This window comes from Saccharothrix sp. 6-C, assembly GCF_016695385.1.
In the GTDB taxonomy this organism is placed as follows: domain Bacteria; phylum Actinomycetota; class Actinomycetes; order Mycobacteriales; family Pseudonocardiaceae; genus Actinosynnema; species Actinosynnema texasense.
The window spans coordinates 4,789,319-4,815,299 of sequence record NZ_CP064192.1 but is presented as its reverse complement, the minus strand read 5'-3'; the positions used below and the strand labels follow the sequence as shown (position 1 = coordinate 4,815,299).

The 25,981-nt window shown below is 73.4% G+C and carries 23 protein-coding genes; 12 read left to right on the top strand and 11 right to left on the bottom strand.

Going from position 1 to position 25,981, the window contains the following annotated elements:
- Positions 1 to 87: 87 nt before the first annotated feature.
- Both IOD16_RS20085 and IOD16_RS20080 read left to right on the top strand, forming a co-directional pair.
- Entirely contained in the window at positions 88 to 696 is a 609-nt protein-coding gene (locus tag IOD16_RS20085) for a cyclodeaminase/cyclohydrolase family protein (RefSeq protein ID WP_201435651.1), read from the top strand.
- Complete coding sequence (locus IOD16_RS20080; protein WP_201435650.1) at positions 693 to 1,601, top strand: bifunctional methylenetetrahydrofolate dehydrogenase/methenyltetrahydrofolate cyclohydrolase; 909 nt, start codon at positions 693 to 695, stop codon at positions 1,599 to 1,601. The genes IOD16_RS20085 and IOD16_RS20080 overlap by 4 nt, the downstream gene beginning before the upstream one ends.
- Position 1,602: 1 nt before the next feature.
- Here the strand turns inward: IOD16_RS20080 and IOD16_RS20075 are convergent, their stop codons facing one another.
- From IOD16_RS20075 to IOD16_RS20065, 3 genes are all read right to left on the bottom strand, one after another.
- Complete coding sequence (locus IOD16_RS20075) at positions 1,603 to 2,736, bottom strand: hypothetical protein (RefSeq protein ID WP_201435649.1); 1,134 nt, start codon at positions 2,734 to 2,736, stop codon at positions 1,603 to 1,605.
- Between the two features lie 157 nt (positions 2,737 to 2,893).
- Positions 2,894 to 4,648, bottom strand: coding sequence for a DUF6055 domain-containing protein (locus IOD16_RS20070; RefSeq protein WP_201435648.1), 1,755 nt, complete (start codon positions 4,646 to 4,648; stop codon positions 2,894 to 2,896).
- A 233-nt stretch (positions 4,649 to 4,881) separates the two neighbouring features.
- The gene (locus IOD16_RS20065) at positions 4,882 to 6,723 is read right to left on the bottom strand and encodes a cellulase family glycosylhydrolase (protein ID WP_201435647.1); all 1,842 of its coding nucleotides are present in this window, start codon (positions 6,721 to 6,723) and stop codon (positions 4,882 to 4,884) included.
- A 102-nt stretch (positions 6,724 to 6,825) separates the two neighbouring features.
- Between IOD16_RS20065 and IOD16_RS20060 the strand changes: the two genes are divergently transcribed.
- From IOD16_RS20060 to IOD16_RS20050, 3 genes are all read left to right on the top strand, one after another.
- On the top strand, positions 6,826 to 7,674 hold the full coding sequence (locus IOD16_RS20060; RefSeq protein ID WP_236594233.1) for a PaaX family transcriptional regulator: 849 nt from the start codon (positions 6,826 to 6,828) through the stop codon (positions 7,672 to 7,674).
- Between the two features lie 315 nt (positions 7,675 to 7,989).
- Positions 7,990 to 8,295, top strand: a complete 306-nt coding sequence (locus IOD16_RS20055; RefSeq protein WP_201435646.1) for a hypothetical protein — start codon at positions 7,990 to 7,992, stop codon at positions 8,293 to 8,295.
- 33 nt (positions 8,296 to 8,328) lie between these two features.
- Entirely contained in the window at positions 8,329 to 9,549 is a 1,221-nt protein-coding gene (locus IOD16_RS20050; RefSeq protein ID WP_201435645.1) for a pectate lyase family protein, read from the top strand.
- 78 nt (positions 9,550 to 9,627) lie between these two features.
- Here IOD16_RS20050 and IOD16_RS20045 read toward each other — a convergent pair whose 3' ends face one another.
- Positions 9,628 to 10,347, bottom strand: coding sequence for an alpha/beta fold hydrolase (locus IOD16_RS20045; RefSeq protein ID WP_201435644.1), 720 nt, complete (start codon positions 10,345 to 10,347; stop codon positions 9,628 to 9,630).
- A 151-nt stretch (positions 10,348 to 10,498) separates the two neighbouring features.
- Here IOD16_RS20045 and IOD16_RS20040 point away from each other — a divergent pair, with 151 nt between their 5' ends.
- The gene (locus IOD16_RS20040; RefSeq protein ID WP_201435643.1) at positions 10,499 to 11,989 is read left to right on the top strand and encodes an alpha/beta hydrolase; all 1,491 of its coding nucleotides are present in this window, start codon (positions 10,499 to 10,501) and stop codon (positions 11,987 to 11,989) included.
- 61 nt (positions 11,990 to 12,050) lie between these two features.
- Here the strand turns inward: IOD16_RS20040 and IOD16_RS20035 are convergent, their stop codons facing one another.
- From IOD16_RS20035 to IOD16_RS20020, 4 genes are all read right to left on the bottom strand, one after another.
- Entirely contained in the window at positions 12,051 to 12,980 is a 930-nt protein-coding gene (locus IOD16_RS20035; protein ID WP_201435642.1) for an AEC family transporter, read from the bottom strand.
- A 73-nt stretch (positions 12,981 to 13,053) separates the two neighbouring features.
- On the bottom strand, positions 13,054 to 14,190 hold the full coding sequence (locus tag IOD16_RS20030) for an L-talarate/galactarate dehydratase (protein ID WP_201435641.1): 1,137 nt from the start codon (positions 14,188 to 14,190) through the stop codon (positions 13,054 to 13,056).
- Between the two features lie 28 nt (positions 14,191 to 14,218).
- Positions 14,219 to 15,178: a 5-dehydro-4-deoxyglucarate dehydratase gene (kdgD, locus tag IOD16_RS20025; RefSeq protein ID WP_123747520.1), complete on the bottom strand. Its 960-nt coding sequence runs from the start codon at positions 15,176 to 15,178 to the stop codon at positions 14,219 to 14,221.
- Between the two features lie 20 nt (positions 15,179 to 15,198).
- Positions 15,199 to 16,092 (bottom strand): LysR substrate-binding domain-containing protein, encoded by an 894-nt coding sequence (locus tag IOD16_RS20020; RefSeq protein WP_123747521.1) that lies wholly within the window; start codon positions 16,090 to 16,092, stop codon positions 15,199 to 15,201.
- A 54-nt stretch (positions 16,093 to 16,146) separates the two neighbouring features.
- Here IOD16_RS20020 and IOD16_RS20015 point away from each other — a divergent pair, with 54 nt between their 5' ends.
- Complete coding sequence (locus IOD16_RS20015) at positions 16,147 to 16,926, top strand: endonuclease/exonuclease/phosphatase family protein (RefSeq protein ID WP_201435639.1); 780 nt, start codon at positions 16,147 to 16,149, stop codon at positions 16,924 to 16,926.
- 10 nt (positions 16,927 to 16,936) lie between these two features.
- On the opposite strand, the gene IOD16_RS20010 is transcribed toward IOD16_RS20015, so the two are convergent.
- Both IOD16_RS20010 and IOD16_RS20005 read right to left on the bottom strand, forming a co-directional pair.
- The gene (locus IOD16_RS20010) at positions 16,937 to 17,428 is read right to left on the bottom strand and encodes a helix-hairpin-helix domain-containing protein (protein WP_201435638.1); all 492 of its coding nucleotides are present in this window, start codon (positions 17,426 to 17,428) and stop codon (positions 16,937 to 16,939) included.
- A 23-nt stretch (positions 17,429 to 17,451) separates the two neighbouring features.
- Positions 17,452 to 20,286, bottom strand: coding sequence for an RICIN domain-containing protein (locus IOD16_RS20005; protein WP_201435637.1), 2,835 nt, complete (start codon positions 20,284 to 20,286; stop codon positions 17,452 to 17,454).
- A 270-nt stretch (positions 20,287 to 20,556) separates the two neighbouring features.
- Between IOD16_RS20005 and IOD16_RS20000 the strand changes: the two genes are divergently transcribed.
- The 4 genes from IOD16_RS20000 (at position 20,557) to IOD16_RS19985 (ending at position 23,201) form a co-directional block, all read left to right on the top strand.
- A complete protein-coding gene (locus IOD16_RS20000) occupies positions 20,557 to 21,210 on the top strand; it encodes a polysaccharide deacetylase family protein (RefSeq protein ID WP_236594232.1) in 654 nt (217 codons plus the stop codon).
- A gap of 12 nt (positions 21,211 to 21,222) precedes the next feature.
- Positions 21,223 to 22,476 (top strand): SGNH/GDSL hydrolase family protein, encoded by a 1,254-nt coding sequence (locus IOD16_RS19995; protein ID WP_236594231.1) that lies wholly within the window; start codon positions 21,223 to 21,225, stop codon positions 22,474 to 22,476.
- Between the two features lie 257 nt (positions 22,477 to 22,733).
- Complete coding sequence (locus IOD16_RS41035; protein ID WP_268957626.1) at positions 22,734 to 22,856, top strand: hypothetical protein; 123 nt, start codon at positions 22,734 to 22,736, stop codon at positions 22,854 to 22,856.
- Between the two features lie 102 nt (positions 22,857 to 22,958).
- Entirely contained in the window at positions 22,959 to 23,201 is a 243-nt protein-coding gene (locus IOD16_RS19985) for a heavy-metal-associated domain-containing protein (protein WP_123747526.1), read from the top strand.
- A 93-nt stretch (positions 23,202 to 23,294) separates the two neighbouring features.
- Here IOD16_RS19985 and yczR read toward each other — a convergent pair whose 3' ends face one another.
- Positions 23,295 to 24,692: an aminotransferase-like domain-containing protein gene (gene yczR / locus IOD16_RS19980; protein WP_201435634.1), complete on the bottom strand. Its 1,398-nt coding sequence runs from the start codon at positions 24,690 to 24,692 to the stop codon at positions 23,295 to 23,297.
- Between the two features lie 63 nt (positions 24,693 to 24,755).
- Between yczR and IOD16_RS19975 the strand changes: the two genes are divergently transcribed.
- Complete coding sequence (locus IOD16_RS19975) at positions 24,756 to 25,913, top strand: trans-sulfuration enzyme family protein (RefSeq protein ID WP_201435633.1); 1,158 nt, start codon at positions 24,756 to 24,758, stop codon at positions 25,911 to 25,913.
- Positions 25,914 to 25,981 lie beyond the last annotated feature (68 nt).

Here is a 25,981-nt window from a genome sequence, read left to right as displayed (position 1 = left end):
GCGCGTTCCCGGAGGTCCCGCCCGCCACCACGGCGGGCGGGACCACGCGTGGTGGCAGCCGACGGCGGGGTAGGCGAAGATCTCGGCGTGACGGACAGCCTGTGGAACGTGAGCCTGGCCGACCTGCGCGCGCGGACGGCCAGTGCGAGCCCGACGCCCGGCGGCGGGTCGGTGGCCGCGGTGACGGCCGCGTTCGGCTGCGCGCTGGTGCTCATGGCCCTGGAGATCACCGCCCGGCGCGACCCCTCGGTCGGTGACGCCGTCGAGGCCGGCCAGGTCCTGCTCGACCGCCTCGGAGCGGCCGCCGACCGCGACGTGGAGCTGTTCGAGGACTACCTGCGGGCCCGGCGGCTCCCGCGCTCCACCGACGAGGAGCGGGCCGCCCGGGACGCGGCGGTGGCGGCGGCGTCCGTCGCCGCCACGGAAGGCCCGCTGACGGCCGCCGCGGACGCGGTGGACACCCTGGAGTGGGCGTTCTCGGTGCTGCCGGTCGTCACCGGCACGGTCGTGAGCGACGTCCGCGCGGGCGCCGACCTGCTGCTCGGGTCCGTGCTGGCCACCCTGCGCGGGGCCGAGGCCAACGTGGCGCAGCTCGGCGCCGACGCCGGGTCCTTCACCACGCGACTGGATGCCGTCCGCCGCGCCGCCGTGGCCGCGCACACCCGTTTCGAGAGCACCCCGGAGGAAGCCGAATGACCGCCCGCACCATCGACCCGGCCGTCCTCGCCGAGTCCATCCGCGACGGGATCCGCGCCGACCTGGCGGCGATCCCCGAACGCCTCACCGTCGTCGGCTTCCTGGTCGACGGCGACCGGCCGGCGCGGACCTACGCCGAGTACACCCGGCGCGCGTGCGCCGAGGTCGGCATCGACTTCGACCTCCGCACGCCCCGCGCCGACGACGTCGAAGCCGCCGTGCGCGACGCCGGCGCGGACGACGGCGTGCACGGCGTGTTCGTCTACTACCCGGTCCGCGACCCCGAACGCGACCGCTGGCTGCGCGAGCTGGTCGACCCCCGCAAGGACGTCGAGGGCCTGCACTCGTTCTGGAGCCGGTGCCTCTACGAGAACCGGCGGTTCATCGACGACGCCGGCACCCGCCGGGCCGTCCTGCCGTGCACCCCGCTGGCCGTGATGAAGCTGCTGGGTGAGGCGGGCGCGTTCCGGGGCGACGGCGACACCCCGCTGGCGTCGGTGAAGGCGTGCGTCTTCAACCGCAGCGAGATCGTCGGCCGGCCGCTGGCCGCCATGCTCGCCAACGACGGCGCCGAGGTGACGTCGTTCGACCTCTCGGGCTCGCTGGCGTTCCGGCACGCGGCGGGCATCCAGGGACACCACGTGGACGCCGTGGCCACCGACCGGGCCACCGCCCTGGCCGAGGCCGACGTCGTGGTCACCGGTGTGCCGTCACGTGACTTCCCGCTGGTCCGAGCGGAGGAGATCAAGCCGGGCGCGGTGTGCCTGAACTTCTCCACGATGAAGAACTTCGCCGACGACGTGGTGGAGCGCGCCTCGGTCTTCGTGCCCCGGGTGGGTTCGATGACCGTGACCATGGCGATGCGCAACGCGGTCCGGCTGTACCGCAACGCCAACCCGGAGTGAGTCAGTGGGTGGTCGGGACCGGCGTCCAGAGGGTGGCCTTGTTCGTGCTGTCCGCGCCCGTGGTGTGGCCCACGACGACGCCGCGGTCGTTGATCGCGACCGGGAGGCTGTAGTGGCCGGTGGGCGGGTCGAGGTAGGTGACCCGGCCCGCGCGCCACAGGAACGCGCGCGGCGTCGAGGACTCGTCGGCCGCCGTCCAGCCCACGACGTCGCCGCGCTCGTTGATCGCGACGGCCTCGGCCGGCGCGGGCACGCCGAGGTCGACCTGCTTGCCCTCCGCCGGCCACAGCACCGCGTGGGGCGTCCCGCTCCCGTCGGCCGCCCAGCCGACCGCGTCGCCGCGTTCGTTGAACGCCTGCTCGCCGTGCGCGACGCGGCCGTTCTCGGACAGCACGGTGGCTTCGACGCCCTCCCAGCGCACCGCGACCGTGCCCCGGTTGCCGAAGACCACCCCGGCCTCGGTGATCCCCTCCGGGGTGTACGTGCCGTAGCCCGGTGAATCGCCCAGCCGCGTGCAGGCGCCGTCGACGCAGCGGACGGCGGCGAAGTCCTGGGTGGCGAACGCCGCGTAGCCGCCGACCACGACACCGGCGTCGTTGATGCCGTACACCCACAGGTCCGGCCCGGACAGCGACAGCTCGGTGAGCCGGCCGTCCTCCCACACGCCGACGCGGTTGTGCTCCTGCCGGAACAGGGACGTCGAGTAGCGCACCGGCACGGCGCCGTGCCCGTTCATCGCGGGCGCGGACGCCCACGCCGTGTTCGGCGCGACGACCGTCCGCGTGCCCGCGGACCAGATCCACGGCTTGTTCCGGTACGGCGCGGTGGCGGTCCGGGTCTCGATCCCGAGCACCCGGCCGTGCTGGTCGACCTCCACCGCCAGCCCGGGGCCGAGGTCGGTGGCGCCGCCGCGCGGTGACCACAGCACCGCGCGCGGTGGCGCGTCGGGGCCCTGCGCGCTGCCGACCACCTGGCCGAGGTCGTTGAGGCCGGTGACGTGGTGGTCCGGGTAGCCGGGCAGGCCGGCCAGCACGACGGCGACCATCTCGGGGTCGGCGACCGCCGACGGCGCGGACACGAGCGGCAGGGCGGTGGCGAGCGCCACCACGGCCAGCGCGGCGCGTAACTCGGGCATGTTCGCTCCGTTGCGAGGACGTCCTCCAGTGGCCCTGGATCGGTCGAACGGTAACCCCGGGCCACCCGGCCCGGCGTCGCCCGGACAGCGCAACCGCCCGCGAAACCCTTGCGCGCCGGGAGGGGCGGGCGCCGTCGTGGCGCCCGCCCCCGCCCGGTCAGCTCAGCGACAGGTCCGAGGTCGGGAACGTGCCGTGCGACGGGTTGACGTCCGCCTCGCCGCCCTGGCCGTCGCACCGGCGGTCCGGGTTGAACCTCAGGTACGTGCCCGACGAGCAGGCGAAGGCGATCTCGGCGTCGCCGCCGACCACCACGCCGCCGGACAGGTTCGCACCGTCCTGGATCAACGCGTTGTCCTTCACCACGGCGTTGCCGCCGACCACACCGCCGTTGACCCACCCGAGGCCTTCGACGCGGGCGTTGTCCCGCACCGTGGCCCGGCCGTACACGGCGGCCTTCGGCCCGACGTACGCGGAGGCCGACACGGACGCGGTGTTGGCGACCCAGCCGCCGCCGTTGGCGTGCCAGCGCCCGCCGCCGGTGGGCGCGGGCTTCACGTGGCCGGGTTCGAAACCCGACGGCGTGGCGCCGGAGACCCGGAACTCGTACGGGTACCGGCGGGCGGAGTTGTAGCCGTCCAGGAAGGCGTAGTGCGGCACCGCGGTGGCCGGGGCGCCGGTCACGACCAGCCAGACCTCCCGCTCGCCGGACTGGAGCTGGAAGGTGATCCGCCCGTCCACGCCCACCGTCACCGGCGAGTAGCGCGGCACGCCGTCGCGCACCGCGACCAGGCCGAACGCCCACCCGGTCGCCCCGGTCTCGGAGTGGCCCCTCACCCGCACCCTGACGAGCGCGCCGTCGCTGTCGGCCACCAGCTTGACCTTGTTGAAGCCGTAGTCGGACGGCGCGGCCCTGGTGTTCATCCGGAAGTGGCCGGCGCCCGCGTCGACCGGCTCGACCAGCCCGCCGTTGTAGGCGTGCAGGAACCCCGCGCCGTAGACGTTGTCGATGAACGGCATCAGCGTGGACCGGTTGCCGAAGTCCCAGGTGACGTTGCGCGTGGCGTACTCGCCGACGCGGCGGTTCAGCTCGGCCTGGCTGATGCCGGTGATCCGCCGGTAGGCCTCGAGCGGGTGCTCGGTGCTGCGCGCCTCGTTCCACAGCCGGTTGAACATCGCCAGGCCGTCGCGGTCCTTGATGTACTGCATCAGCATCCAGTTGCCGTAGTGGTGCCTGCTGGAGCTCCAGTACAGGTTCTCCGACCGCAGCCACCGGGTCAGGTCGCCCGCCGCCGTGCTCGGCAGAGCCTGCATCGCCATGAACTCCGCGCTGGTCTCCCAGAACGTGCCCGAGTACGGCGCGGTGAAGCCGTACCCCGAGCGGCCCATGGTCGTGTAGGCCTGGAACACGTGGCCCAGCTCGTGCGCCAGGCCCCACGAGCCGGGCAGGGCGGCGCCGGGCGCGACGTTGATGATGCCCACCCGGCCGTCGACCGAGCCTCCCGTCGCCCACGCCTCCAGGTTGGACAGGCCCCACGTTCTGGTGACGATCACGATGATCTTGTGCTGGGCGAGCAGCCCCGTCTCCGGCGTGAACCGCATGGTGTTCACGTAGAAGCTGTAGAGGTTCTCCAGCTGGGTGATCACGCTGTTGGGGTCGAAGTTGTACGGCGAGGGCGCGGACACCGGGTTCGTGCCCGAGCGGTCGCCCCACAGCAGCACGAAGTTCGTCGACTCCCGCATCCGGTTGGCCGCCCACGGCACCTCGCCGGTCTGCGTCCACCGGGCCGGGAGGTACACCGTCTTCGCCGCCGCGGTCGCGGTGGGCGTGGTCAGCAGGGCCGCGGCGAGGACCGCCGCGAGCACCGCCGCGAGCGCGGTCCTCAAGCCGACCGCTGTTCTGGGCAAGCGCACCGTCGAACACCTTCCACTCGGTACTCCAGGGGATTTCCCGGCGACGGCGGCGGATTCGACCGGAAACCTTGGTCAGCTCTCGTCGAACGGCCCCGCCGGACGGCGTCGAACGAGTTCGACGCGGTGGCGGCGGGAGCGCCCGCTTCGCCACCATGACCTACGAAAACGATTTCGGCAAGGACCGGTCGCGCCGGCCAGCGAGGGGTGACGCGCCGGGGCGGAAGGTGCTGCGCCTAGCGGAAGGTGGCGCCCGCCCACGCGGCCAGCTCGGCCCGCGCGGCGGCCGTCGGCCCGGTGGGCGCGGCGTTCGTCACGAGTGCGAAGTGCCACCCGGTGTCCCTTGTGGACAGCAGCAGCCGGTTCACGCCGGGCGTGCCCGGTTCCGGCGCGACGGCCACCGGTTCGGCGCCGGTGTGCGCGGGCGGCCCGGTGACGGCCGCGAGGTCGCTCACCACCGTGGTCGACGCGGGCGGGAACGACGAGGGCAGGTGCAGCTCCGTCGGCGCGGCGACGCCGTTGCCCCGCCACACGAGCACGCCGAACTGCCCGGCGCCGACGAGGGCGCGCACCGCGGGCATCGCGTCGGGGATCCGGTTCCACGTCAGCACCGCGCCACCGTCGCGGGCGCGGTCCTCGTAGGCGAACGCCACCGCCCGGCCCGCCACGGCACGCGGGAACAGGCGGTCGACCACGCGGCCCTCCACCGTCAGCACGTGGTTCCCGGCGTCGTCGACGCGCACCGCGGAGAAGTGCTCGTCGTTCATCGCGTCGCCCTCGGTGCGGACCTTGTCCGGGTTGTCGTTCATCACCTCGTGGTGCCGCCCGTAGTTGACGTCCCAGTGCCACTGGCTGCCCGACAGCACCGGCCCGGACCCCGCCGCGCCCGCCCACCACCGCGCGCCGGGCAGTCGGGAGTCCAGCGCCTGGTACACGGCCTTGAGCACGCTCGGGTTCTTGTCGGAGGTGAAGCCGGCGACCGGGTGCCCGAACTCCGACACGATCCCGGCCGTGCCGAGCGCGGCCGCCCGGTCCCGGATCCGGGCGAAGTCCGCCGCGTACTCGCCGTCGGCGGCCTTGCCCGGCTTGAGCAGACCGGACTGCGCCTTGCCGTCGTAGAAGTGCGAGTTGAACGCGTAGCGGTCACCCAGTGACGGCACGGCCGGGAAGCCGCCCGGTTCGGCGAAGAACTCCACGTTCTGGTTCCAGAACACCAGCGGCTCCACGAACGCCGGTTTGCCGGCCCACCCGGCGTCGTCCATCCGCTGCCGGAACTGCCGGTAGAACGGCATGAGCAGGTCGCGTTCCCACGCCGGGCCGTCCTGGCCCCGGTCGTACCGCCCGGCGTAGGGCTCGTTGAGCGGGTTGACGCCCAGCACGAGCCGGAACGCCTCGGCCGACAGCGACGACTTGAGGTGCCGCATCGCCTCGCCCGCCTGGTGCAGGAACTCGTCGCGGATCCGGATGGGCCCGGCGGACGTGGCGACCTCGCGGTTGTGCCAGAAGTCGTGCACCGCGGCGGTGACCGCGTTGTTGCTCTTCATGTTCTGGCCCCAGTGCACGCAGATCCCGCACGACTCCTTGGGGTAGCCGCCCGCGCGCACGACCCACGCCGGCGCGCCGTCGCCGGTGTACCAGCTGTCGCGGTCGAACAGGTGCCGTGAGTACAGGTCCTGGTGGAAGTCGAGGTAGACCCGGATGCCCTGGTCGGTGAACGCGCCCACCTGCTCGCTCACCCGGTCGAGGTAGGCGTGGTCGATCCGGCGCGGCTCCGGCTCGACCCAGGCCCACGTGAGCAGGAAGCGCACCGCGTTCGCCCCGGTCATCCGCCGCATCGCCGCCGCGGAGGAGCGCGCGTCCGCCGTGCTCGCGAACGGCAGGCCCCGGTGCTCGGCGAGCTTGGCCGTGCCGGACACGTTGAACCCGCGCAACACCACCTCGCGGCCGTGCTCGTCGCGGAAGGCGCCGTCGGCGACGGTCACGGCGGAGCCGTCGAACCACAGGTCGTCCGGCGCGGCGGCGCCCGGTGTCGCGGACGTGGTCAGCAGCAGCACCAGCAGGAGCGCGATCCGCTTCACCGCGACCGCCCTTCACTCGACCGAAGATGAAGGCGTTTCACGTTGAGGGTAGCGGATCGGCCGGGTCGCACAAGGGCGCGGAGCCGGCGTTACGCTCGCCCGGTGATCCCGCACGACGACCCGCAGGCCCATGATCAGGAAGCATCGGTCCGGCCGCAGTCGCTGATGCTGAGCTTCCTGGGCATCCACGTGCTCAACCGGGGCGTGGCGGTCTTCTCCGGCAGCGTCATCGACGTCTTCGCCCGCGTCGGGGTGTCGGAGGACGCGGTGCGCTCGACGTTGACCCGGATGGTCAAGCGGGACCTGCTGGCGCGGCACCGCGACGGCAGGCGCATGTACTTCGGGCTGACCGCGCGTTCGGCGGCGGTGCTGGAGGACGGCGAGCACCGGGTCTGGCGCAGCGGCGCGGTCAACAGCGACTGGGACGGCGTCTGGACGATGGTGGGCTTCTCGGTGCCCGAGTCCTGGCGCAGCCAGCGGCACGACCTGCGCTCGCGGCTGATCTGGGGCGGGTTCGGCCCGCTGCAGAACGGCCTGTGGATCGCGCCCGGCGTGGTCGACGTGCCCGCCCTGGTCGAGGACCTCGGGCTGGACGACCACCTCAAGGTGTTCACCGCGCACACGGCGAAGCCCACCGAGGCCGAGCAGATCGCGCGCACCGCGTTCGACGTGCCCGCCATCGCCGAGCGCTACCAGGTGTTCCTGCGCCGCTGGGACCACGACCGCCCGCTGGCCGACGCGCCGGACGACCTGGCCAGGCAGCTGCTGCTGCACACCGAGTGGTTGCAGCTCGTCCGCCAGGACCCGCGGCTGCCCGCCGAGCACCTGCCCGACGACTGGCCGGCGATCCGCGCCGAGCAGGTGTTCCACACCCTCGCCGGCGCCTACGCGGGGACCGCCGCGTCGATCGCCGGTTCGGTCCTCGACACGATCCCGGTCGACGGCCCCTGAATTCCGGTCCCCGATCGGTTGCGGAACGGTTCCGCGAGCGGTGTCCGACCATGTCGCCCGACCCGGCGTTGACGTCCCGGAAACCGAGCTCTACCTTCGCGGCAAGGATTCGGAACATTCTCGAGAGCGTGCCGCCAACCGCCGCCTCCGTTTGTCGGCAGCCGTCACCCGAACGCGTTCCCACCGGCGTTCACCAGCGTGAACGCATTCACCACCGTGAACGCGGAAGGGTCGGCGGAATCGGACGGGCAACGTCCGGTCCAGCACAGGAGGCTTTTTGTGGGCAAGCACGGCAGATTAGCGTCGCTCGCCGCGGTGGCGAGCGCATTCGTGGTCGCGGTGGCGGTTCTGCTGGTGCCCTCGGCAGCGGCCGCGACGTTGTTCGGCGACGACTTCGAGGACGGCGACTCGACCGGCTGGAGCACCGGCGGCGGCAGCTGGGCGGTCGTCGCGGACGGGTCGCGGGCCTGGCGCCAGTCCGGCACCAGCGCGGACGCCAGGGCGTCGGCGGGCGCGGTCTGGGCCGGCCAGTCGGTGCAGGCCCGGGTGAAGCCGACCGCGTTCAACGGCACGAACCGGCACGTCGCCGTGACCGCCCGGGTGCAGAACACCGGCAACTAGTACTACCTGGCCCTGTCCGACACGGGCGCCGCGGTGCTCGGCAAGCGCGTCGGCGGCGGGCACACCACCCTGGCCACCGCGCCGGCCACCGTGACCGTCGGCAGTTGGCACACCGTGCGGCTGGAGGCGTTCGGCAGCACGCTGCGCGGCTTCGTGAACGGCGCGCAGGTCGTGACGGCGACCGACAGCACGTTCGGCAGCGGCCGGATCGGCGTGGCGACCTACTACGCGGCGGCGACGTTCGACGACGTGCTGGTGACCGACGTGGCGGGCCCCGGCGGGCCGACGAGCACCACCACCACCACCACCACCACGCAGCAGCCCGGCACTTGCGCCACCTCCGGTCGCCCGGTCGGGTTCGCCTCCGTCACCGCGTGGGGCCGGAGCGGCACGACCGGCGGCGCGGGCGGTCCCACGATCGAGGTCGACACGGCGGCGGAGTTCCTGGCCGCGATCGCCCAGGCCGGACCGCTGAACATCTGCGTGTGCGGCATGATCGCGCTGCCCGGTCCCATGCACAACGTCACCTCGGACAAGACGATCGTCGGCATCGGGTCGGCCTCCGGCTTCACCGGCGGCGGGCTGAACATCGGCCTGCCGGTCTCCGACGTGACCTCGCCGCCCGCCGACGCGGTGCGCAACGTCGTCGTCCGCAACCTGGTGTTCCGCGACTGGGCCGACGACGCGATCAACGTGCAGATGTTCTCCCACCACGTGTGGCTCGACCACAACGACCTGTCGAACGGCTACGACGGCGCGATCGACATCAAGCGCGGCTCCAGCTACGTCACCGTCTCCTGGAACCACACCCACCACCACACCAAGAACATGCTGCTCGGCCACGACGACGGCAACGGCGCGCAGGACGTCGGCCGGCTGAAGGTGACCTACCACCACAACTGGTTCGACAGGACGCCGCAGCGCAACCCGAGGGTCCGGTTCGGCGAGCCGGTGCACGTGTTCAACAACTACTACCTCTACAACACCGACGTCGGCGTGGCGTGCCAGGCGGACTCGGGCTGCGTCGTCGAGGGCAACTACTTCGAGGACGTGGAGGAGCCGGTGAGCAACAGCTACGCCGGTCCCGGCGGGCGGTGCGTGGCGCGCGACAACGTGTTCGTCGGTGAGTCGGGCGGGCCGGACTGCGGCGGCAGCGTCCAGGAGCCGCGCGACTACTACGCCTACGCGCTGGACGACCCGAACACGGTGAAGGCGGCGGTCATGGCCGGCGCGGGCGTCGGCAAGGTCGGCTGACCGCCGCGGCGTGGCCGGCTCGCGGGCCGGCCACGCCGTCGCGGTGGCACGTGATCGCACCGACCCGGGGCGGCGGGGTCAGGAGACGGCGGCGACGGCGGCGAGGACCTGGTCGGCCACCTCGGTCGGGCGGGAGAGGGCGATGGCGTGGGAGGCGTCCACCTCGACGGTGGTCGAGCCCAGCCGGCGGGCGGCGGCCCGCTGCGAGTCCGGGTTGATGGCGTGGTCCGCCGTCGCCACCACGAACCACGACGGCAGGGTCTTCCAGGCGGGTTCGACGGCCAGCGGCTCGCCGAGGGCGCGGGCCGCGATCGGGCGCTGGCTGACCGCGGCGGTGGCGGTGACCGAGTCCGGCAGGTCGGCGGCGAACACACTCGGGAACGCGTCACGGCGGATCGTGAACTCGGTGTCGTCGCCCTCCCCGTCGGGGAACCGCTGCGGCACCAGGGACGTGTTCAGCTCCACCGGGGGGAAGCCCTCGACCGAGCTCAGCGCGCTCTCGCCGAGGTCGACGCCGAACGACGCCACGTACACGAGGGCCTTGGCGTTCGGCGTCTTGGTGGCGGCGTGCGTGATCACCGGGCCGCCGTAGGAGTGGCCGACCAGCACGACCGGCCCGTCCACCTGGCCGGCGACGCTCGCGACGTAGTCGCCGTCGTGCGCCAACCCGCGCAACGGGTTGCTCACCGCGAGCGCTTCGACGCCCCGTTCCCGCAGCAGGTCGACGACCTTCGCCCAGCTCGAGCCGTCGGCGAAAGCGCCGTGTACCAGGACGACGGTGGGGGTCTGACCGGTCATCGCGTGCTCCTCGGTTCGTCTTGCGGCGTGATGCCATAAAGCTAGTGCACGATTGAGTTGTGCACAAGGTAATGGGCACCGTGACGATCTTCACGCCCGCTCGTTGGAACAACCGCGCGACCGACGCGCCCCGACCGACCGGAGGAACCCGATGCGCCTGGTGACCGCACTCGTGGTCGCGGCCTTCGCCGTGACCCCGCCCGCCGCCGCGAGCGCCGAGCACCCCGCGCCGGACCACGTCTGCGTCGCGAGCGTGCCGGAGACCGATCCGCTGGAACCGGGACCGGTGAACATCTGCGTCAGCGTCTTCAGGCCCGCCACCGCCTCCCCGGACAACCCGGTGCCGGTGCTCCTGCACAGCCACGGCTGGGGAGGCAGCCGCACGTCCGCGCCCGGCTCGTTCCGGCGGTACCTCGACGCGGGGTTCGGCGTGGTCAGCATCGACCAGCGCGGCTTCGGCGAGAGCGGGGGCAAGGCGCACGTGGAGGACCCGGCGTTCGAGGGCGAAGACGTCATCCGGGTGATCGACCACGTCGCCTCGCTGGACTGGGTCCGCGAGAACGGGCCGGGCGACCCCGTCCTGGGCGCCGTCGGCGGCTCCTACGGCGGCGGCTTCCAGTTCGCCGGCGCGTTCACCGAGGTCGCGAAGACCGGCCGCACCCGGTTCGACGCCCTCGCGCCCCAGATCACCTGGCACTCGCTGAACGACAGCCTCGCCCCGCGGGAGGTCGTCCGCACCACGTGGGTCACCGGTCTGTACGCCGCCGCGCTCGACGCGCACACCTCGACGATGCACGCCGGCTACGCCGAGGGCCTGCTCACCGGCGACTGGCCCGCCACCATGGACGAGTTCTTCCGCGACAACGGCCCGGCGCACCACGTCGCGGCCGGCCGCCGGCTGGACATCCCGGTGCTGCTGCGCCAGGGCATCAGCGACAACCTGTTCCCGCTGGACCAGGCGATCGACAACTTCGACCGCGCCCTGACCCCTCGCGCCCGCGCGAACAGCCTGCTCATCGGCTACAACGGCGGTCACGCGCTGCCCAACGTCATCCCCACCGGCTACGCCGTCGCCGGTGACGAGTGCTCCGCGCGGCAGGGCGGCTACGACGACCTCGAACTGCGGTTCCTGGCCGAGAACCTGCAAGGCGCGCCACGCGCCGTCACCGGCCACGGCCGCTACCAGCTCATGACCGCCGAGGGCGGCTGCGTCACCGTCGACTCCGTCGCGCCGACCACCACCGCCGCCCTGCCGGACATCCTGACCACGGCCGGCGTCGGCCTGCCGCAGGCGGTCAAGATCGCGGACGGCCCGCTCGCCGTCGCCGGGTCGCCGGTGCTCGACGCCGTCGTCAGCACCCTCGGCCTGGACAACCGCGCGTTCTTCGGCCTCAGCGTCGGCACGTCCCCGGCGACCGCCAAGGTGATCCAGAACAACGTGCTGCCGCACCGCGAACGCGGCCTGAACCCGGGCGCCCGCCGGACGATCGAACTGCCCGCGGTCGCCGCGACGGTCCCGGCCGGTCAGTCGCTGTTCCTCACCGTCACGCCGATCTCGGACATGTTCGTCCTGCACGGCAGCCGCACGCCGGGCGCGATGGTGCTGCGCGACGTGACGGTGCGCCTGCCCGTCCGCGGCTAGGGCCGACGCCGACCCGGACGACCTGCGCCGCGGTGGGGCGCCACCCGACGCGGCGTCGAGGTCAGCCGAGCACGACGGCGACCCCGGTGAGGACCGGCGCCGACAGGACGGTGGTGAGCAGCACGACGTCCCGGGCGAGCTCCGCGCCCCGGTCGTAGGCGGTGGCGTAGACGAACACGTTCTGGGCGGTGGGCAGCGCCGAGGTGAGGGTGACGGCCAGCAGCGCCGGGTCGTCCAGGCGGACCACCCAGCGGCCCAGGGCGTAGGCCAACGCGGGCTGCGCCACCGTCTTCAGCACGACGACCAGCCACACCTGGCCGGCCGTGCCGCCCGACGCCGGGCGTGGCGCGCCGTGCAGGCCCGCGCCGTAGGCGAGCAGGGCGGCCGGGACCGCGAGGTCGGCGAGCAGCTCGACCGGCCGCAGCACGGGCGCGGGCGGCATCCACCCGGCGGAAGCCAGCGCCAACCCCAGCGCGCAGCCGATCACCAGCGGCGTGCGCAGCGGTTGGGTCAGCAGCTGCGCACGCGTCGGCGCGCTCTGGCCGGGATCGCGTGACGCGGCCAGCACGGTCAGCCCGATCGGCGCCAGGACCAGCACCTGGAACAGCAGGACCGGGGCGACGAGCGAGGCGTCGCCGAGCACGTACCCGGCGATGGCGACACCGAGGTTGCCCGCGTTGACGTAGGACGAGGCGAGCGCGCCGGTCGTGAGGTGACCGTCGCGCGGCCGCCACCGCCACCGCGCGACGGCGAGGTAGAGCAGACCGCACGCCACCGCGCTGCCCGCCGTGGCGACCAGCGTGGTGGACAACAGCACGGCCGGGTCCGCCTCGGCGAGGGTGAGCAGCAGCAACGCCGGGGTCGCGACGAAGTACGACAGCCGGGACAGCACGCCGGTCGCACCCTCGCCGAGGACCCGGGTCCGGGCGGCGATCCAGCCGACCGCGATCACCGCGACGAGGGTGGCGAAACCGGCCAGGACCGCGTTCACCCGGCGGTCCGGACCAGGTCCGGACGCGCCACGTCCGGGCCCGCCACATTCGGGCCTGTCACATTCGGGCAGGTCACCGCGGCGCGTCGACGGTGGCCGTCCCGACGGTCCAGGCGCGGGTCTGCTCGGAGAGGGTGATGCCCAGCCCCGGCCGGTCGGACAGGTGCATCCGCCCGTCCCTGATCTCCAGCCGCTCGGTGAACAGCGGGTGCAGCCAGTCGAAGTGCTCGACCCACGGCTCGCGCGGGTAGGCGGCGGCGAGGTGGACGTGGACCTCCATGGCGAAGTGCGGCGCGAGCTGGAGGTGGTGGTGGTCGGCGAGGGTGGCGAGCTTGAGGAACTGGGTGATCCCGCCGACGCGGGGCGCGTCCGGTTGCAGGACGTCCACGGCGCCGGCCCGGATCAGCTCGTAGTGCTCCGCGACGCTGGTCAGCATCTCGCCGGAGGCGACGGCGGTGGTCAGCGACCGGGCCAGCTCGGCGTGCCCCTCGACGTCGTGGGCGTCCAGCGGCTCCTCGATCCAGACCAGGTCGAACTCCTCCAGTGCCCGGCCGACGCGCAGGGCGGTGGGGCGGTCCCACTGCTGGTTGGCGTCGACCATCAGCGGCACGCCGTCGCCGAGGTGCTCGCGGACGGCCGCGACCCGGCGCAGGTCCTCCGACCGGTCCGGCAGGCCCACCTTGATCTTGATGCCGCCGACGCCGGAGTCGAGCGTGCGGGTGGCGTTGTCCTTGAGCTGCCCGACCGACTCGTGCAGGAACCCGCCGGAGGTGTTGTAGCAGCGCACGGAGTCGCGGTGCGCGCCGAGCAGCTTCGCCAACGGCAGGTTCGCGCGCTTGGCCTTGAGGTCCCACAGCGCGATGTCGAACGCGGCCAGCGCCTGCGTGGCCGCGCCGCTGCGCCCGACCGACGCCCCGGCCCACACCAGCTTGGTCCACAGCCTGCCGATGTCGTTGGGGTCCTCGCCGATCAGGTCCGGCGCGACCTCGCGGGCGTGGGCGAACTGGGCGGGGCCGCCCGCCCGCTTGGCGTAGCCGAACCCGATGCCCTCCAGCCCCGCTTCGGTGCGGATCTCGGCGAACAGCATCGCGACCTCGGTCATCGGCCGCTGCCTGCCGGTGAACACCTTGGCGTCGCTGATCGGGGTCGGCAGGGACAGGGTCACCGACGACAGCGTGACGGCGCGGATCCGGTCGGCACTGGTGGGCATCGGGCTCTTCCTCCTCGGGTGCGGGCGGTCAGGCGATGCGTCGGACCAGGGCGGTGAGCCGGGCGAGCTCGTCGTCGGTTAGGTCGGTCAGCGGTGGGCGCACCGGGCCGCCGTCCCGGCCGACGGCGGTCAGCCCGGCCTTCACGATCGACACCGCGTACCCGCGCTCCCGGTCGCGGATGTCCAGGTAGGGGATGACGAACTCGCGCAGCATCCCGTACACGGCGGTGCGGTCCTGGGCGCGCACGGCGGCGTAGAACCGCAGCGCGAACTCGGGCGCGAAGTTGAACAGCGCCGAGGAGTACGTGGTGACGCCGAGCTGGAGCAGCGGCAGGGCGAACGTCTCCGCGGTCGGCAGGCCGCCGATGTAGATCAGCCGGTCGCCGACGCGGGCGTAGGTGCGGGTGAGCTGCTCGACGTCGCCGACGCCGTCCTTGAGCCCGATCAGGTTGGGGTTGCGGTCGGCCAGCTCGGCGACCGTCGCGTCGGTCAGCACGGCGTTGGCCCGGCTGTAGGCGATCACGCCGAGCCCGGTGGCCCGGCACACCGCGGAGACGTGCTCGACCAGGCCCCGCTGGCCGGCCTCGGTGAGGTAGGGCGGGAACAGCAGCACACCGGCCGCGCCGGCGGCCTCGGCGGCACGCGCCTGGGCGACCGACAGGGCAGTCGCCCCGGTCGCCGGCGCGAGCACGGGCACCTTGCCGCCCACCTCGTCCACGGCGACGCGGACCACCCGGTCCACCTCGTCCGGCGTCAGCGAGAACCCCTCGCCCGTGCCGCCCGCGGCGAACAGGCCGGCCACGTCGAAGCTCGCCTGCCAGGCCAGGTGCTCGCGGTAGCGGTGCTCGTCGAACCGCAGGTCGGCGTCGAAGTGGGTGACCGGGAAGGAGAGCAGCCCGGAGGCGAGGCGGTCGGCGAGTGCGGCTGGGTTCGTCACGACCCCAACGTATGGAGCAGGAGTGATGCTTGTCCAAGAGTTGTTCGGCATTGCGCGATACCCGGACGGCATCACTCGAACGGCGTGCGGCCTTCCAGGACGCTCAACGTCCGCCACAGCGCCGGGTTGGCCGACGCCTTCAACCACAGCAGGTGCAGTTCCACCGGCTCGGCCACCGCGGTCTCCAGCCGGGCGAACTCGACGCCGTCGATGCGCAGCCGCGCCGCCGACTCCGGCACGAACGCGACCCCGCGGCCGGCCGCGACCAGCCAGAGCATGGTGAGCACCTGGCTGACCGTGTGCACGGTGTTCTCCGGCGCGATCGGCACCGTGCGCACGACCAGGTCGTAGAAGTACCGCGCGTCGGTGGGCGAGTGCATGACGACCGGCTCGCGGACCACGTCGGCGGCCGTCGCGGCGCGTCCCAGCGCCGCCAGGGGATGACCGCCGGGCACGGCGAGCAGCAGCCGCTCCCGGTGCAGCAGCCGGGAGCCGAACGTCGAGTCGTCGAACGGCGGCCGGCCGAGCCCGAGGTCGATCTCCTCGTTCACCAGTCCCGAGACCTGCTCGCGGGTGACCAGCTCGACCAGCTCCACGTCCACGTCCGGCAGCTGCGCGGCGAGCTCGTCGAGCAGCCGGCCGAGGATGCCGTAGGTCGCCGCCGCGGTGAACCCGACCCGCACCACGCCGCTGGACCCGGACGACACCCGCCGGGCCAGCTCCGGCGCGGTGTCGGCCAGCGACAGCAGCCGCCGCGCCTCGACCAGGAACACCTCGCCCGCCGCGGTGAGGGTGACCCGCCGGTTGTCCCGGATCAGCAGCTGCGCGCCGACCGCCCGTTCCAGCTTCTGGATCTGCCTGCTCAGCGGCGGCTGGGTCATCGCCAGCCGAGAGGCGGCCCGGCTGAAGTGCAGCTCCTCGGCGACGGCTACGAAACCCCGTAGCTGTTCCAGCGTGAACGCCATGCGGGGAAGGTATCAACCCTGGTCACACCGCGTGCGGCGGGACAGAATGGGTCGATGGGCCTCCCACGCGCCACCGCCGGTCCCGTCCTGGCCGTGCTGCTGCTGTGCGGGCTGGTGACGGCGCCCGCCTCCGCCGCGACCGCGTTCAAGGTGTTGCAGATGAACCTCTGCAACAGCGGCGCCGCCGGGTGCTACCAGGGCGGGTCGGCGGTGGACGAAGCCGTGGCGATGATCCAGCGCCGCGTGCCGGACGTCGTGTCGGTGAACGAGGTGTGCCTGTCCGACCTGCCCCGGTTGACCGCCGCCGCGGGCGCCACCGCCGAGTACCAGTTCGCGTTCGCCCGCCGGAAGTCCACGAACACCGACATCGAGTGCTCGGCCGGCCGGGGCGCGTACGGCAGCGGGATCATCGTCAAGGAGGGCATCAGGACCAGCGGGCAGAACACCTACACCGCGCAGGACGGCGGCGACGAGGTCCGCGCCTGGGCGTGCGCGCTGAGCGAGGTGCGCGGTTTCACCGCCTGCACCACCCACCTGAGCACGACCGGCGCGACGGCGTTGGCGCAGTGCAAGGAGCTGGTGCCCGCGACCGTGCTGTCCCACGACCCGACCGGCTCCGCCACGACCAGGCACGTGGTCGTGGGCGACCTGAACCTGAGGTACAGCCCCGGTTCGGCGACGAACGCGCAGAACTGCGTCCCGTCGGGCTGGTTCCGCAAGGGTGACGGCGACGTGCAGCACGTCATCGCCCGCACCCTCACGTTCGTCTCGACCCAGGAGTACGCCATGTACCGCACGGACCACCCGGCGTTCGTCGTGAACTACACGTTCTGAGGTCGGCCGTTCAGCGTCCGAGCTCTTCGCGGAGCACCCGGACGGCCTTCGGGCCGACGCCGTGCACGGCGAGCAGCTCGGCGTCGCTCAGCCGGGCGACCTGGGCGAGCGTGGTGACGCCGAGGGCGGCGAGCGCCCGCGCGGCGGGCCGCCCGATGCCCTTGGGCAGGTCGCCGACCTCACCCGGCTCGGCGGTCCCGGCTCCGACCGCCCGCGCGGCGAGGTCCTCCCGCGCCCGCCACAGCCACGCCCGCCGCACCCAGTGGTCGAGCCGCTGCCCGTCGACGTCGCCGAGCGGGACGCGCACACCGAGGGGCAGCCGCTCGGCGGTCGGGTGGGCCGCGAGCACCGCGTCCACCTCCTCGGCGGGCAGGTGGAGGTCGACGCGGTCGCGCTCGTCCACCGAGGCGAACCGCTCGCCCCGCACGGTGAACGCCCGGTCGTGCGCGGCCACCTCGGGCAGGGACATCGCGGTCTCGCGTAGCTGGGCGGTCGTCGTCACGCGGTGATTGCACCACGACGCGGTCACCCCGGCAGCAACCGCCACAGGTGGTCGGGGGTGCCGGTGTCGCCGAACTGGACCACCTGGGCCGAATCGGCGTGCGACATGCCGTCGACCCCGAGCACCTTGCCCGAGTTCGCGTTCTGCACCCGCCACAGGCCGTCCGTGCCCGCCCGCAACCGCCACCGGTGGTCCGCGGTGCCGTTGTCCGCGAACTGCACGACGATCGCCGAGTCGGCGGTCGACATCCGGTCCACCCCGAGCACCTTGCCGGAGTGGGCGTTGCGGATGCGGAAGCACCCGTCGGTGTCGGGCACGAACTGCCAGCGGTGGTCGGCGGTGCCCGTGTCGCCGAACTGGACGACGCGCGCGGAGTCCGCCGTCGACGTGCCGGCCACGGCGAGGACCTTCGTCGAGTTCAGGTTCTGGATCTTCACCGGCCCGTCGGGCACGACCCGCCAGAGGTGGTCGGCGGTGCCGTTGTCGTCGTACTGCACCACGCGCGCCGAGTCGGCCGTGGACATCAGGTCGACGCCGAGCACCCTGCCGGAGTGGGCGTTGCGCAGCCGGAACCAGCCGTCGCCGTCGTCCACCAGGTCCCACAGGTGGTCGCGGGTGCCGTTGTCGTCGAACTGCACCACCTGCGCGGAGTTCGCGGTGGACATGCCGTCGACGCCGAGCACCCTGCCCGAGTTCTCGTTGCGCACCTTCACCCGGCCGTTGCCCTGGTCCACCAGCCGCCACGCGTGGTCGGCGGTCCCGACGTCGGCGAACTGGACGACCCTGGCCGAGTTCGCGGTCGACGCGCCGTCCACGGCGAGCACCTTGCCGCTGTTCTTGTTCTGCACGCGCAGCACCACACCGGGCGTGCCCCAGCCGCGCGACCCACCGGTCAGCGGGAACGACGTGATCCGCAGCCGCGCGGCGCCGGCCGGGATCAGCGTGACGTCGCGGACCGGCGCCCCGGTCGCGACCGGGCTGTCGCTCATCGTGGCGACGACGTCCTCGCCGTCCGCGGTCCAGTCCGGGATGTCCTGCGCCTTCGCGGTGATCCTGATCGGCGCGGTGCCGAGGGTGAACGGGTCGTCGACGTCGCCGCCGGTCGTCACGGACATCGGCCGGCCGGGCACCAGGCCCACGTTCCACGGCGAACCCGCCGCGACCTCGTACGCGGGCCACGCCTCCGTGCCGCCGTAGCGGGTCCAACGCTCCTCCACGCGCAGTGAGAACGCCAGCGCGCCGTACTCGACCGAGACGGCGCCGTGGTTGTCGGGCCACGTCCGCGTGCGCGGCGCCATCGGCAGCCGCAGCACGAGGGTGTCGCCGTCGGACCAGGTCCGGGTGACGGTGGCGTACCGGGGACCGCCCTGGACGGCCACCGCCGCGCCGTTGACGGTCAGCACGGGGTCCGCGCACCACCCGGGCACCCGGACCGCGAACGGGAACGACAGCGGCCGGGGTGTCGCGACCCGGAACCGGATGGTGTCGCCGAACGGGTACGCGGTGTCCTCGGTGATGGTGACCGCGGTGCCGTCGCCGACCTTCACCGTGACCGCGGAAGGGCCGTACAGGGCGGCCACCACACCGCCGTCGGCGGTCGCCAGCCACATCTCCTCGACGAAGTAGGGCCAGCCCTGGCCGTAGTTGTGCGGGCAGCAGCGGTACTGGTCGACACCCGGCTGGTAGGCCAGCATCGCGAAGCCGTTCTGGAACTGGCGGCGGCGCTTGGGCACGTCGTCCAGCCGCACGGCGTTGGCGGGCGTGACGTAGTGCGCCACCCGTCCGGCCGGGTCGAGCGAGGCGGGCAGGAGGTTGAACGCCAGGTCCTCGGTGCGGTCGGCCCAGACGGCGTCGCCGGTCAACCGGGTGAGCAGCTCGTGGCTGCCCATGTACTCGACCACGCCGCACGTCTCGAAGCCCTGCCGGGGATCGCCGTAGCCGGGCCGGGCGTTCTCGTCGCCCGCGAACCCGCCGCCCGGGAACTGCCCGTACCGGCGCATCACGGTGTCGTAGTTGCGGTAGGCCGCCGCGCGGTCGGCGTCGTCACCGGAGAGCACGGAGAACTGCGCGGGTTCGCGGAACCCCTGCGCGATGTTCACGTTGTGCAGGGTCGGCAGGTCGCCGGTCCAGCTCGCGGAGAACCGGTGGATGCGGCGGGTCAGGTCGAGCAGAGCGGTGTCGCCGGTGCGGTTGTAGAGCCACAGGACCACGTCGATGGTGTCGCCCCAGCGGGTGGCGCCCCAGCCGTCGGCGAACACCGCGTCGGGTTGGCGCGCGGTGAAGGCGAAGAACCGGGTCAGCGCCCGGTCGACCCTGGTGTCGTCGTGGAACTCCGCCCACGACCGCAGGGCGTGCAGCATCGGCATGTGCGGCCACAGGTCGGCGTGGCCGTTGAGCGAGCCGCGCAACGCCGAGGGGCCGAAGAACCCGTCCGCCGCCTGGGTCGCGAGCACCGCCTCGACCCACCGCTGCGTGTCGCCCAGCACGCGGGCGTCCCCGGTGACGTAACCGAGGTCTCCGTAGCCGCGCAGCCAGTACGGCACCTCCTCCCAGCCGCCCAGCTCGGGGCGGACCCACCCGGTGGCGTCGAAGCGCAGGAAGTGCGAGACCTCCTGGAGGCGCCCGTTCAGGCCGTCGAGCTGCTTGTCCAGCTGGGTCGCCAACCAGCCGCGCGCCCGCACCGCGCCGGGCGGCAACCGGAGGAAGGCGGCCGGCCGCAACGGCGCGCGATGCGCCGGGTAGAACGGGCCGGCCTGCGCGGTGGCCGGGGGCGGTGCCGCGCCGAGGGCGGTGCCGGCGCCCGAGGTGAGCGCCGCGGCGGTGCCCGCGGTGAGGAACGTGCGACGTCGGATCGACATGTCGGCTCCCGGTCGTCGTCGACTTCGGCTCCGGATAGTTTTGCAACGTTGTATCAACGATGTAAATACGCCATGCGCGTCACGGGAGGTCGAGCGCCTCGGGCACGGACCCCGCCCCGCCGAACTCGCGGCGGCGTGGGGACCCGCCGTCGCGGTGACGGCCAGTTGAGACTCGAAACTTCCGCGCAACGTCTGGTAGGTGGGTTGATCGCGACCGGATAGTGGCAGCGCTCGCCCGATGGAAGGGGTTTCGCGATGCGGTGGAGAACGGTGCTGTTGACCACTGGCCTGGTGCTCGGCCTGAGCTCGGCGCCGGCGAGCGCGGACGAACCGGTGATCGTCGACTCCACCCGGCACGGTGGCCGCACGGTCGCGTTCACCTTCGACGACGGGCCCAACCCGGCCGACACGCCACGCCTGCTCGAAGTGCTGCGCCGCCACCACGTCAAGGCCGTGTTCTGCCTCTGGGGCGACTACGTCGAGGCCAACCCGCAGCTGGTGCGCAAGATCGTCGCGGGCGGGCACACCCTCTGCAACCACAGCATGCACCACGACGACATGGGCCAGTGGACGCCCGAGCAGATCGAGGCCGACCTGAGGCAGACCAGCGCGGCGATCCACCGCGCCGCGCCCGGCGTGCCGATCCGCTACTTCCGCGCCCCCTACGGCAGCTGGGGGCAGAGCCCGCAGGTCGCGGCCAAGCTCGGCATGACCCCGCTCGGCTGGAAGCTCGCCATCGGCGACTGGGAGCCGCCGGGCGTCGACGAGCTGGTGCGCCGGGTGAAGGACGGCCTCACCGACGGCGCGGTCGTCCTGATGCACGACGGCCCGAACGAGCGCGGCCAGACCGTGGACGCGGTGGCCCGGCTCATCCCCGAACTGCGCGCCGACGGCTGGCGCTTCGACCGTCCCGCCCGTCGCTGAGGAGTGCGAACCGTGAAGCGTGCCACGACGGCGGCGGTGACCGCCCTGCTGCTCCTGCTGCCGACCGCGGCCTCCGCGTCGCCGCGACCGACCTGGGTCGGCGCGTGGGCCACCTCGCCCACCACCGTCCCCGCCTCGGACACCACGGCGTTCGAGGACCAGACGCTGCGCCAGGTCGTGCGCCTCAGCGTCGGCGGCGGCACGGTCCGCGTGCGGCTGTCCAACGAGTTCGGCTCGCAGCCGCTGGTGATCGGGGAGGCGCACGTCGCCCGGCGGGCGGGCACGGGCTCGGCGGTCCAGCCTGGCAGCGACCGGCGGCTGAGCTTCGGCGGACGCCCGTCCGCGACCCTGCCGCCCGGCACGCCGCTGCTCAGCGACCCGGTGGCGCTGCCCGTCGACGCCGACTCCGACCTCGTGATCAGCATCCACCTGCCGCAGCGCACGCTCGGGAACACCGTGCACGCGTTCCCGTTCCAGGACGGGTACGTCGCGGCGGGCAACGTCACCGGTCGCGCGGAGATCACCCCGACCGCCGTGCTCGGCAAGTGGCACTTCCTCACCGGAGTCAGCGTCACGGGCGGCAAGCGCGGTTCGACGGTGGTGGCGTTCGGCGACTCCATCACCGACGGCGCGGAGACCACGCGCGGCGCGAACCGGCGCTGGCCCGACGTCCTCGCCCGCCGCTTCCAGGACGAGCGGAGCCTGCGGCACCTGGGCGTGGTCAACGAGGGCATCAGCGGCAACCGGCTGCTGCACGACCCCAACCCGCCCGCCGGCCACCCGGCGGAGGGTTACGCGGCGTACTTCGGGCAGGCCGCCCTGCGCCGCTTCGACCGGGACGTGCTGGCCCAGCCCGGTGTCGGGCACGTCGTCGTGCTGCTCGGCGTCAACGACCTCGGCCACCCCGGCACGAGCGCGCCGCTGACGGAGAAGGTGACGGCGCAGGACATCATCGGCGCGCACCGGCAGCTGATCGCCCGCGCCCACGACCAGGGCCTGCGCATCCACGGCGGCACCATCACGCCGTTCCGGGGCGACACCTTCGGCTTCTTCAGCCCCGAGAACGAGGCCGCGCGCCAGACCGTCAACCACTGGATCCGCACCGGCGGGGAGTACGACGGCGTGATCGACTTCGACCGCGCCGTCCGCGACCCGCACCTTCCCGATCGCCTGCTGCCCGCCTACGACAGCGGCGACCACCTGCACCCGAACGACGCCGGCATGGCCGCGATGGCGGAGGCCGTGCCACTGCGCCTGTTCCGGTGACGCGGTGCGGGGCCGCCCACGACACCGGGCGGCCCCGCACCCGCGACGCCGGCCGCACGGCAGCCGGACCGTCAGCGAAGGGCGCGGAAGAAGCCCCGGACGTCGTCGGCCCTCAACCCGGGCTCCAGGTGGGCGGCGCAGTGACCACCGGGCGCGTCGTGGCGAGTGCCCGGGGCAGACGTTGTGATCAAGGCGTTGATCGCCGAGGACATGCACCTCATCCGCCGCGCGCCGGTGGCGCTGACCGACCTGCCGGGGTGGACGGGCTCACCGCGGCCGGGCGGCTGCACGAGCGGTTGCCGGAGTGCCGGGTGCTGGTGCTGACCGGGCACGGCAAGCCGGGCACCCTGCTGCGCGCCCGCGACGCCGGGTGGTTATGACGGGTCGTCGGGAATGGGCAATTTGCGAGAGGTCCGGCCGGGGCGGGCGGAGGTAGGCTCACGTCATACCCCTGGTGGGTATGGATTCGGAGGATGAACCGCATGTCCGAGGGAAACGGGGCGCTCTCCGACGAGGCGCGGCAGGCGGGGCTCGAGTTCGTGGTCAAGGGCATGAGCTGCGAGGGGTGCGCCGCCAGCGTGACCAACGCGGCCCGCCGGGTGCCCGGTGTCACGCGGGTCAAGCTCGACCTCGACGCCGCCACGCTGCGCGTCGTGGGCACGACCGACGTCGAGGCCGTGACCACGGCCGTCAAGAACGCGGGCTACGTGCTCGAGCGCGCGTGATGCCAGGTCGGCGCCGCCGCGGCCACGGCGGCGCCGACCATTCCCCGGTGGCGGGTCGCCGAGGCGGGGGCCCAGACTCGCGGGGGCGCGGCGCTACACCGACATCGACGGCACGAGCGGCCGGTGGGGGTGGTCGACGCCGAAGGCGCGCCAGGCGGCGGCCAACGCGGTGACGGCGGCGCTGATCACCGGCGGTTCAGCGGTGAACGGCAGCCGCAGCCGGTCGGCGCTGCGGCCCGTCGGGTCGAGCGAGCTGCCGGGCAGCACGGCCACCCCGTGCCGCAACGCCACCTGGGCGTAGGAGGCGGCGTCCGCGCCGGGCAGCCGCACCCACAGCGTCTGACCGCCCTCGGCGGGGGTGAACTCCCACTCCGGCAGCTCCTCCCGCACCCGCGCGCACAGGTGCCCGTGCTGCCGCCGCAACGCCGTGACGCGCTCGGACCGCACGGCGGCGAAGTCCGCCAGCAGCTCCACCGCCGCCAACTGGTCCAGCACCGCGCTGCCCAGGTCGTGCACCGCCTTGAAACGGGCCAGTCGGGCGACGAGCGCCGCGTCGGCCCGCACCCAGCCGACCCGCAACCCGCCCCACACCACCTTGCTCAACGACCCCACCGTGATCGCGCCGGGATCGGGCGGCGCCGCCGGCGCCCCGCTCAGGTCCAGGTCGGCCAGCACCTCGTCGAACACCAGCGGCACGTCGCCGGCCGACCGGGTCAGGCGCGCCCGCTCCAACGGGCTCAGGGACGAGCCGGTGGGGTTGCGGAACGCGGGCATCGCGTACACCAGCGCCGGCGTGCGGCGGCCCAGCGCGCCCGCGAGGTCGTCGTCCGCGCGGACCACCGCGCCGACCTCCCGGAACAGGTCCAGCGCGCCCGGGTAGGTCGGCGCCTGCACCAGCACCTCGTCACCCGGCCGCACGAGCGCGCGCGTCAGCAGCGCCAACGCCTGCTGCGCCCCCGTCGTCACCAGGACCTGGCCCGCGGTCGTCGGCACGCCGAGGTCCCGGTACCGGGCGGCGAGCGCCGCGCGCAACGCCGGGTGCCCGGACGGGTGGTAGCCCAGGTCCTCGCCCGCCAACCGGTCCGCCGCCCGCCGGTGGGCCTCGACCAGCCGGCCGGGCGGCGCCATCGGCCCGGCGCAGGCGAACTGGAGCACGCCGTCAGGCGGTTCCAGCAGGTTCACGAACATCGGGTTCGCGGTCTCCTCGCGGGCCGCCGCCCGCCCGCCCGACGACACCCACGTGCCGCTGCCGCGCCGCCGGGCCAACCGGCCCTCCTGCCGGAGCAGGTCGTAGGCGGCGATCACGGTCGTCCGGCCGACCGCGAGCCCCGAGGCCAGCGACCGGTCCGGCGGCAGGACCGTCCCCGGCGGCAGCAGGCCCTCGTCGATCAGCTCGCGCAGGCGCGCCGCCAGCAGGAGGTACAGCGAGCCCCGGCCGGCGGACCAGCGCCCGAGCCTGCCCGCCAGGTCGTCGACCGGAATTGGCTTCATGATGAGACCAATCTAGGCGAATTGGCTCTCAACCCCTACCGCTTCATGACCGATGCTCGGTTCATGCAAGCCGACACCCGCGTGGCCCGCACCGCCGTACCCGCCTTGACCAGCACGCCCCTGTCCGTGCCGCTCTACCAGACCTCCAGCTTCGCGTTCGACGACCTGGACGCCCTCGCCGACGGGATGACCCGGCCGGACGGCGCGTTCGTCTACACCAGGTTCGGCAACCCGACCGTCCGGGCGTTGGAGGACGCGGTGGCGTCGCTCGAAGGCGGCACGGCCGCGTTGGCCACCTCGTCGGGCATGGGCGCGATCAACGCGGTGCTGCTCGCGAACCTCGAGTCGGGCGACCACCTGATCGCCCAGGGCGCGCTCTACGGCGGCACGCTCGCCCTGCTGCGCGACCTCGCGGAACGCTGGGGCGTCGCGGTCACCTACGTGGGCGGCCACGACCCGGACGAGGTGCGGGCGGCGCTGAGGCCCGAGACGAAGGTGCTCTACCTGGAGACCATCGCCAACCCCACCGGCCACGTCAGCGACCTGCCCGCGCTCGGGGCCGCCGTGCCGGACCACGTCCTGGTGGTCGTGGACAACACGTTCGCGTCGCCGCTGCTGTGCCGGCCGATCGAGCACGGCGCGGACGTGGTCGTCCACTCGACCACCAAGTACCTCGGCGGGCACAGCGACGTGACCGGCGGCATTGCGGTGTTCGCCGACGACGCCCGGTACCGCTCGACCTGGCAGCACTCGGTCGAGCTGGGCGTCACCCCGGACCCGTTCGCGGCCTGGCTCACCATCCGCGGCCTGCGGACCCTGGCGCTGCGGGTGCGCAAGCACGAGGAGAACGCCGGCGTGCTGGCCCACCGCCTGGCCCGGCACCCGGCGGTGCGCGTGGTGCACTGGCCCGGCCTCGACGCGCACCCCAGCCACGTGGTGGCGACCAGGTTCCTCGACGGCTTCGGGAGCACGTTCTCGTTCGACGTGGCGGACGTCGAGGCGGGCCGGAAGTTCGTCACCGGCGTCGAGCTGGTCCGGCTCGCGCCGTCCCTGGGCGGCACGGAGACGCTGGTGCTGCACCCCGCCAGCACTTCCCACCGGCAGCTGGCCGAGGAGCAGCTCGCCGCGAGCGGCATCACCGGCGGCACGATCCGGCTGTCGGTGGGCATCGAGGACGCCGACGACCTGTGGCGGGACATCGCCCAGGCCCTGGACCGCTGACGGGGCGGCGCCGGCCACCCCGTCGGCGGGTGCTCGGCAGGCGTCCGCGTCCGCCACACGGTCCACGA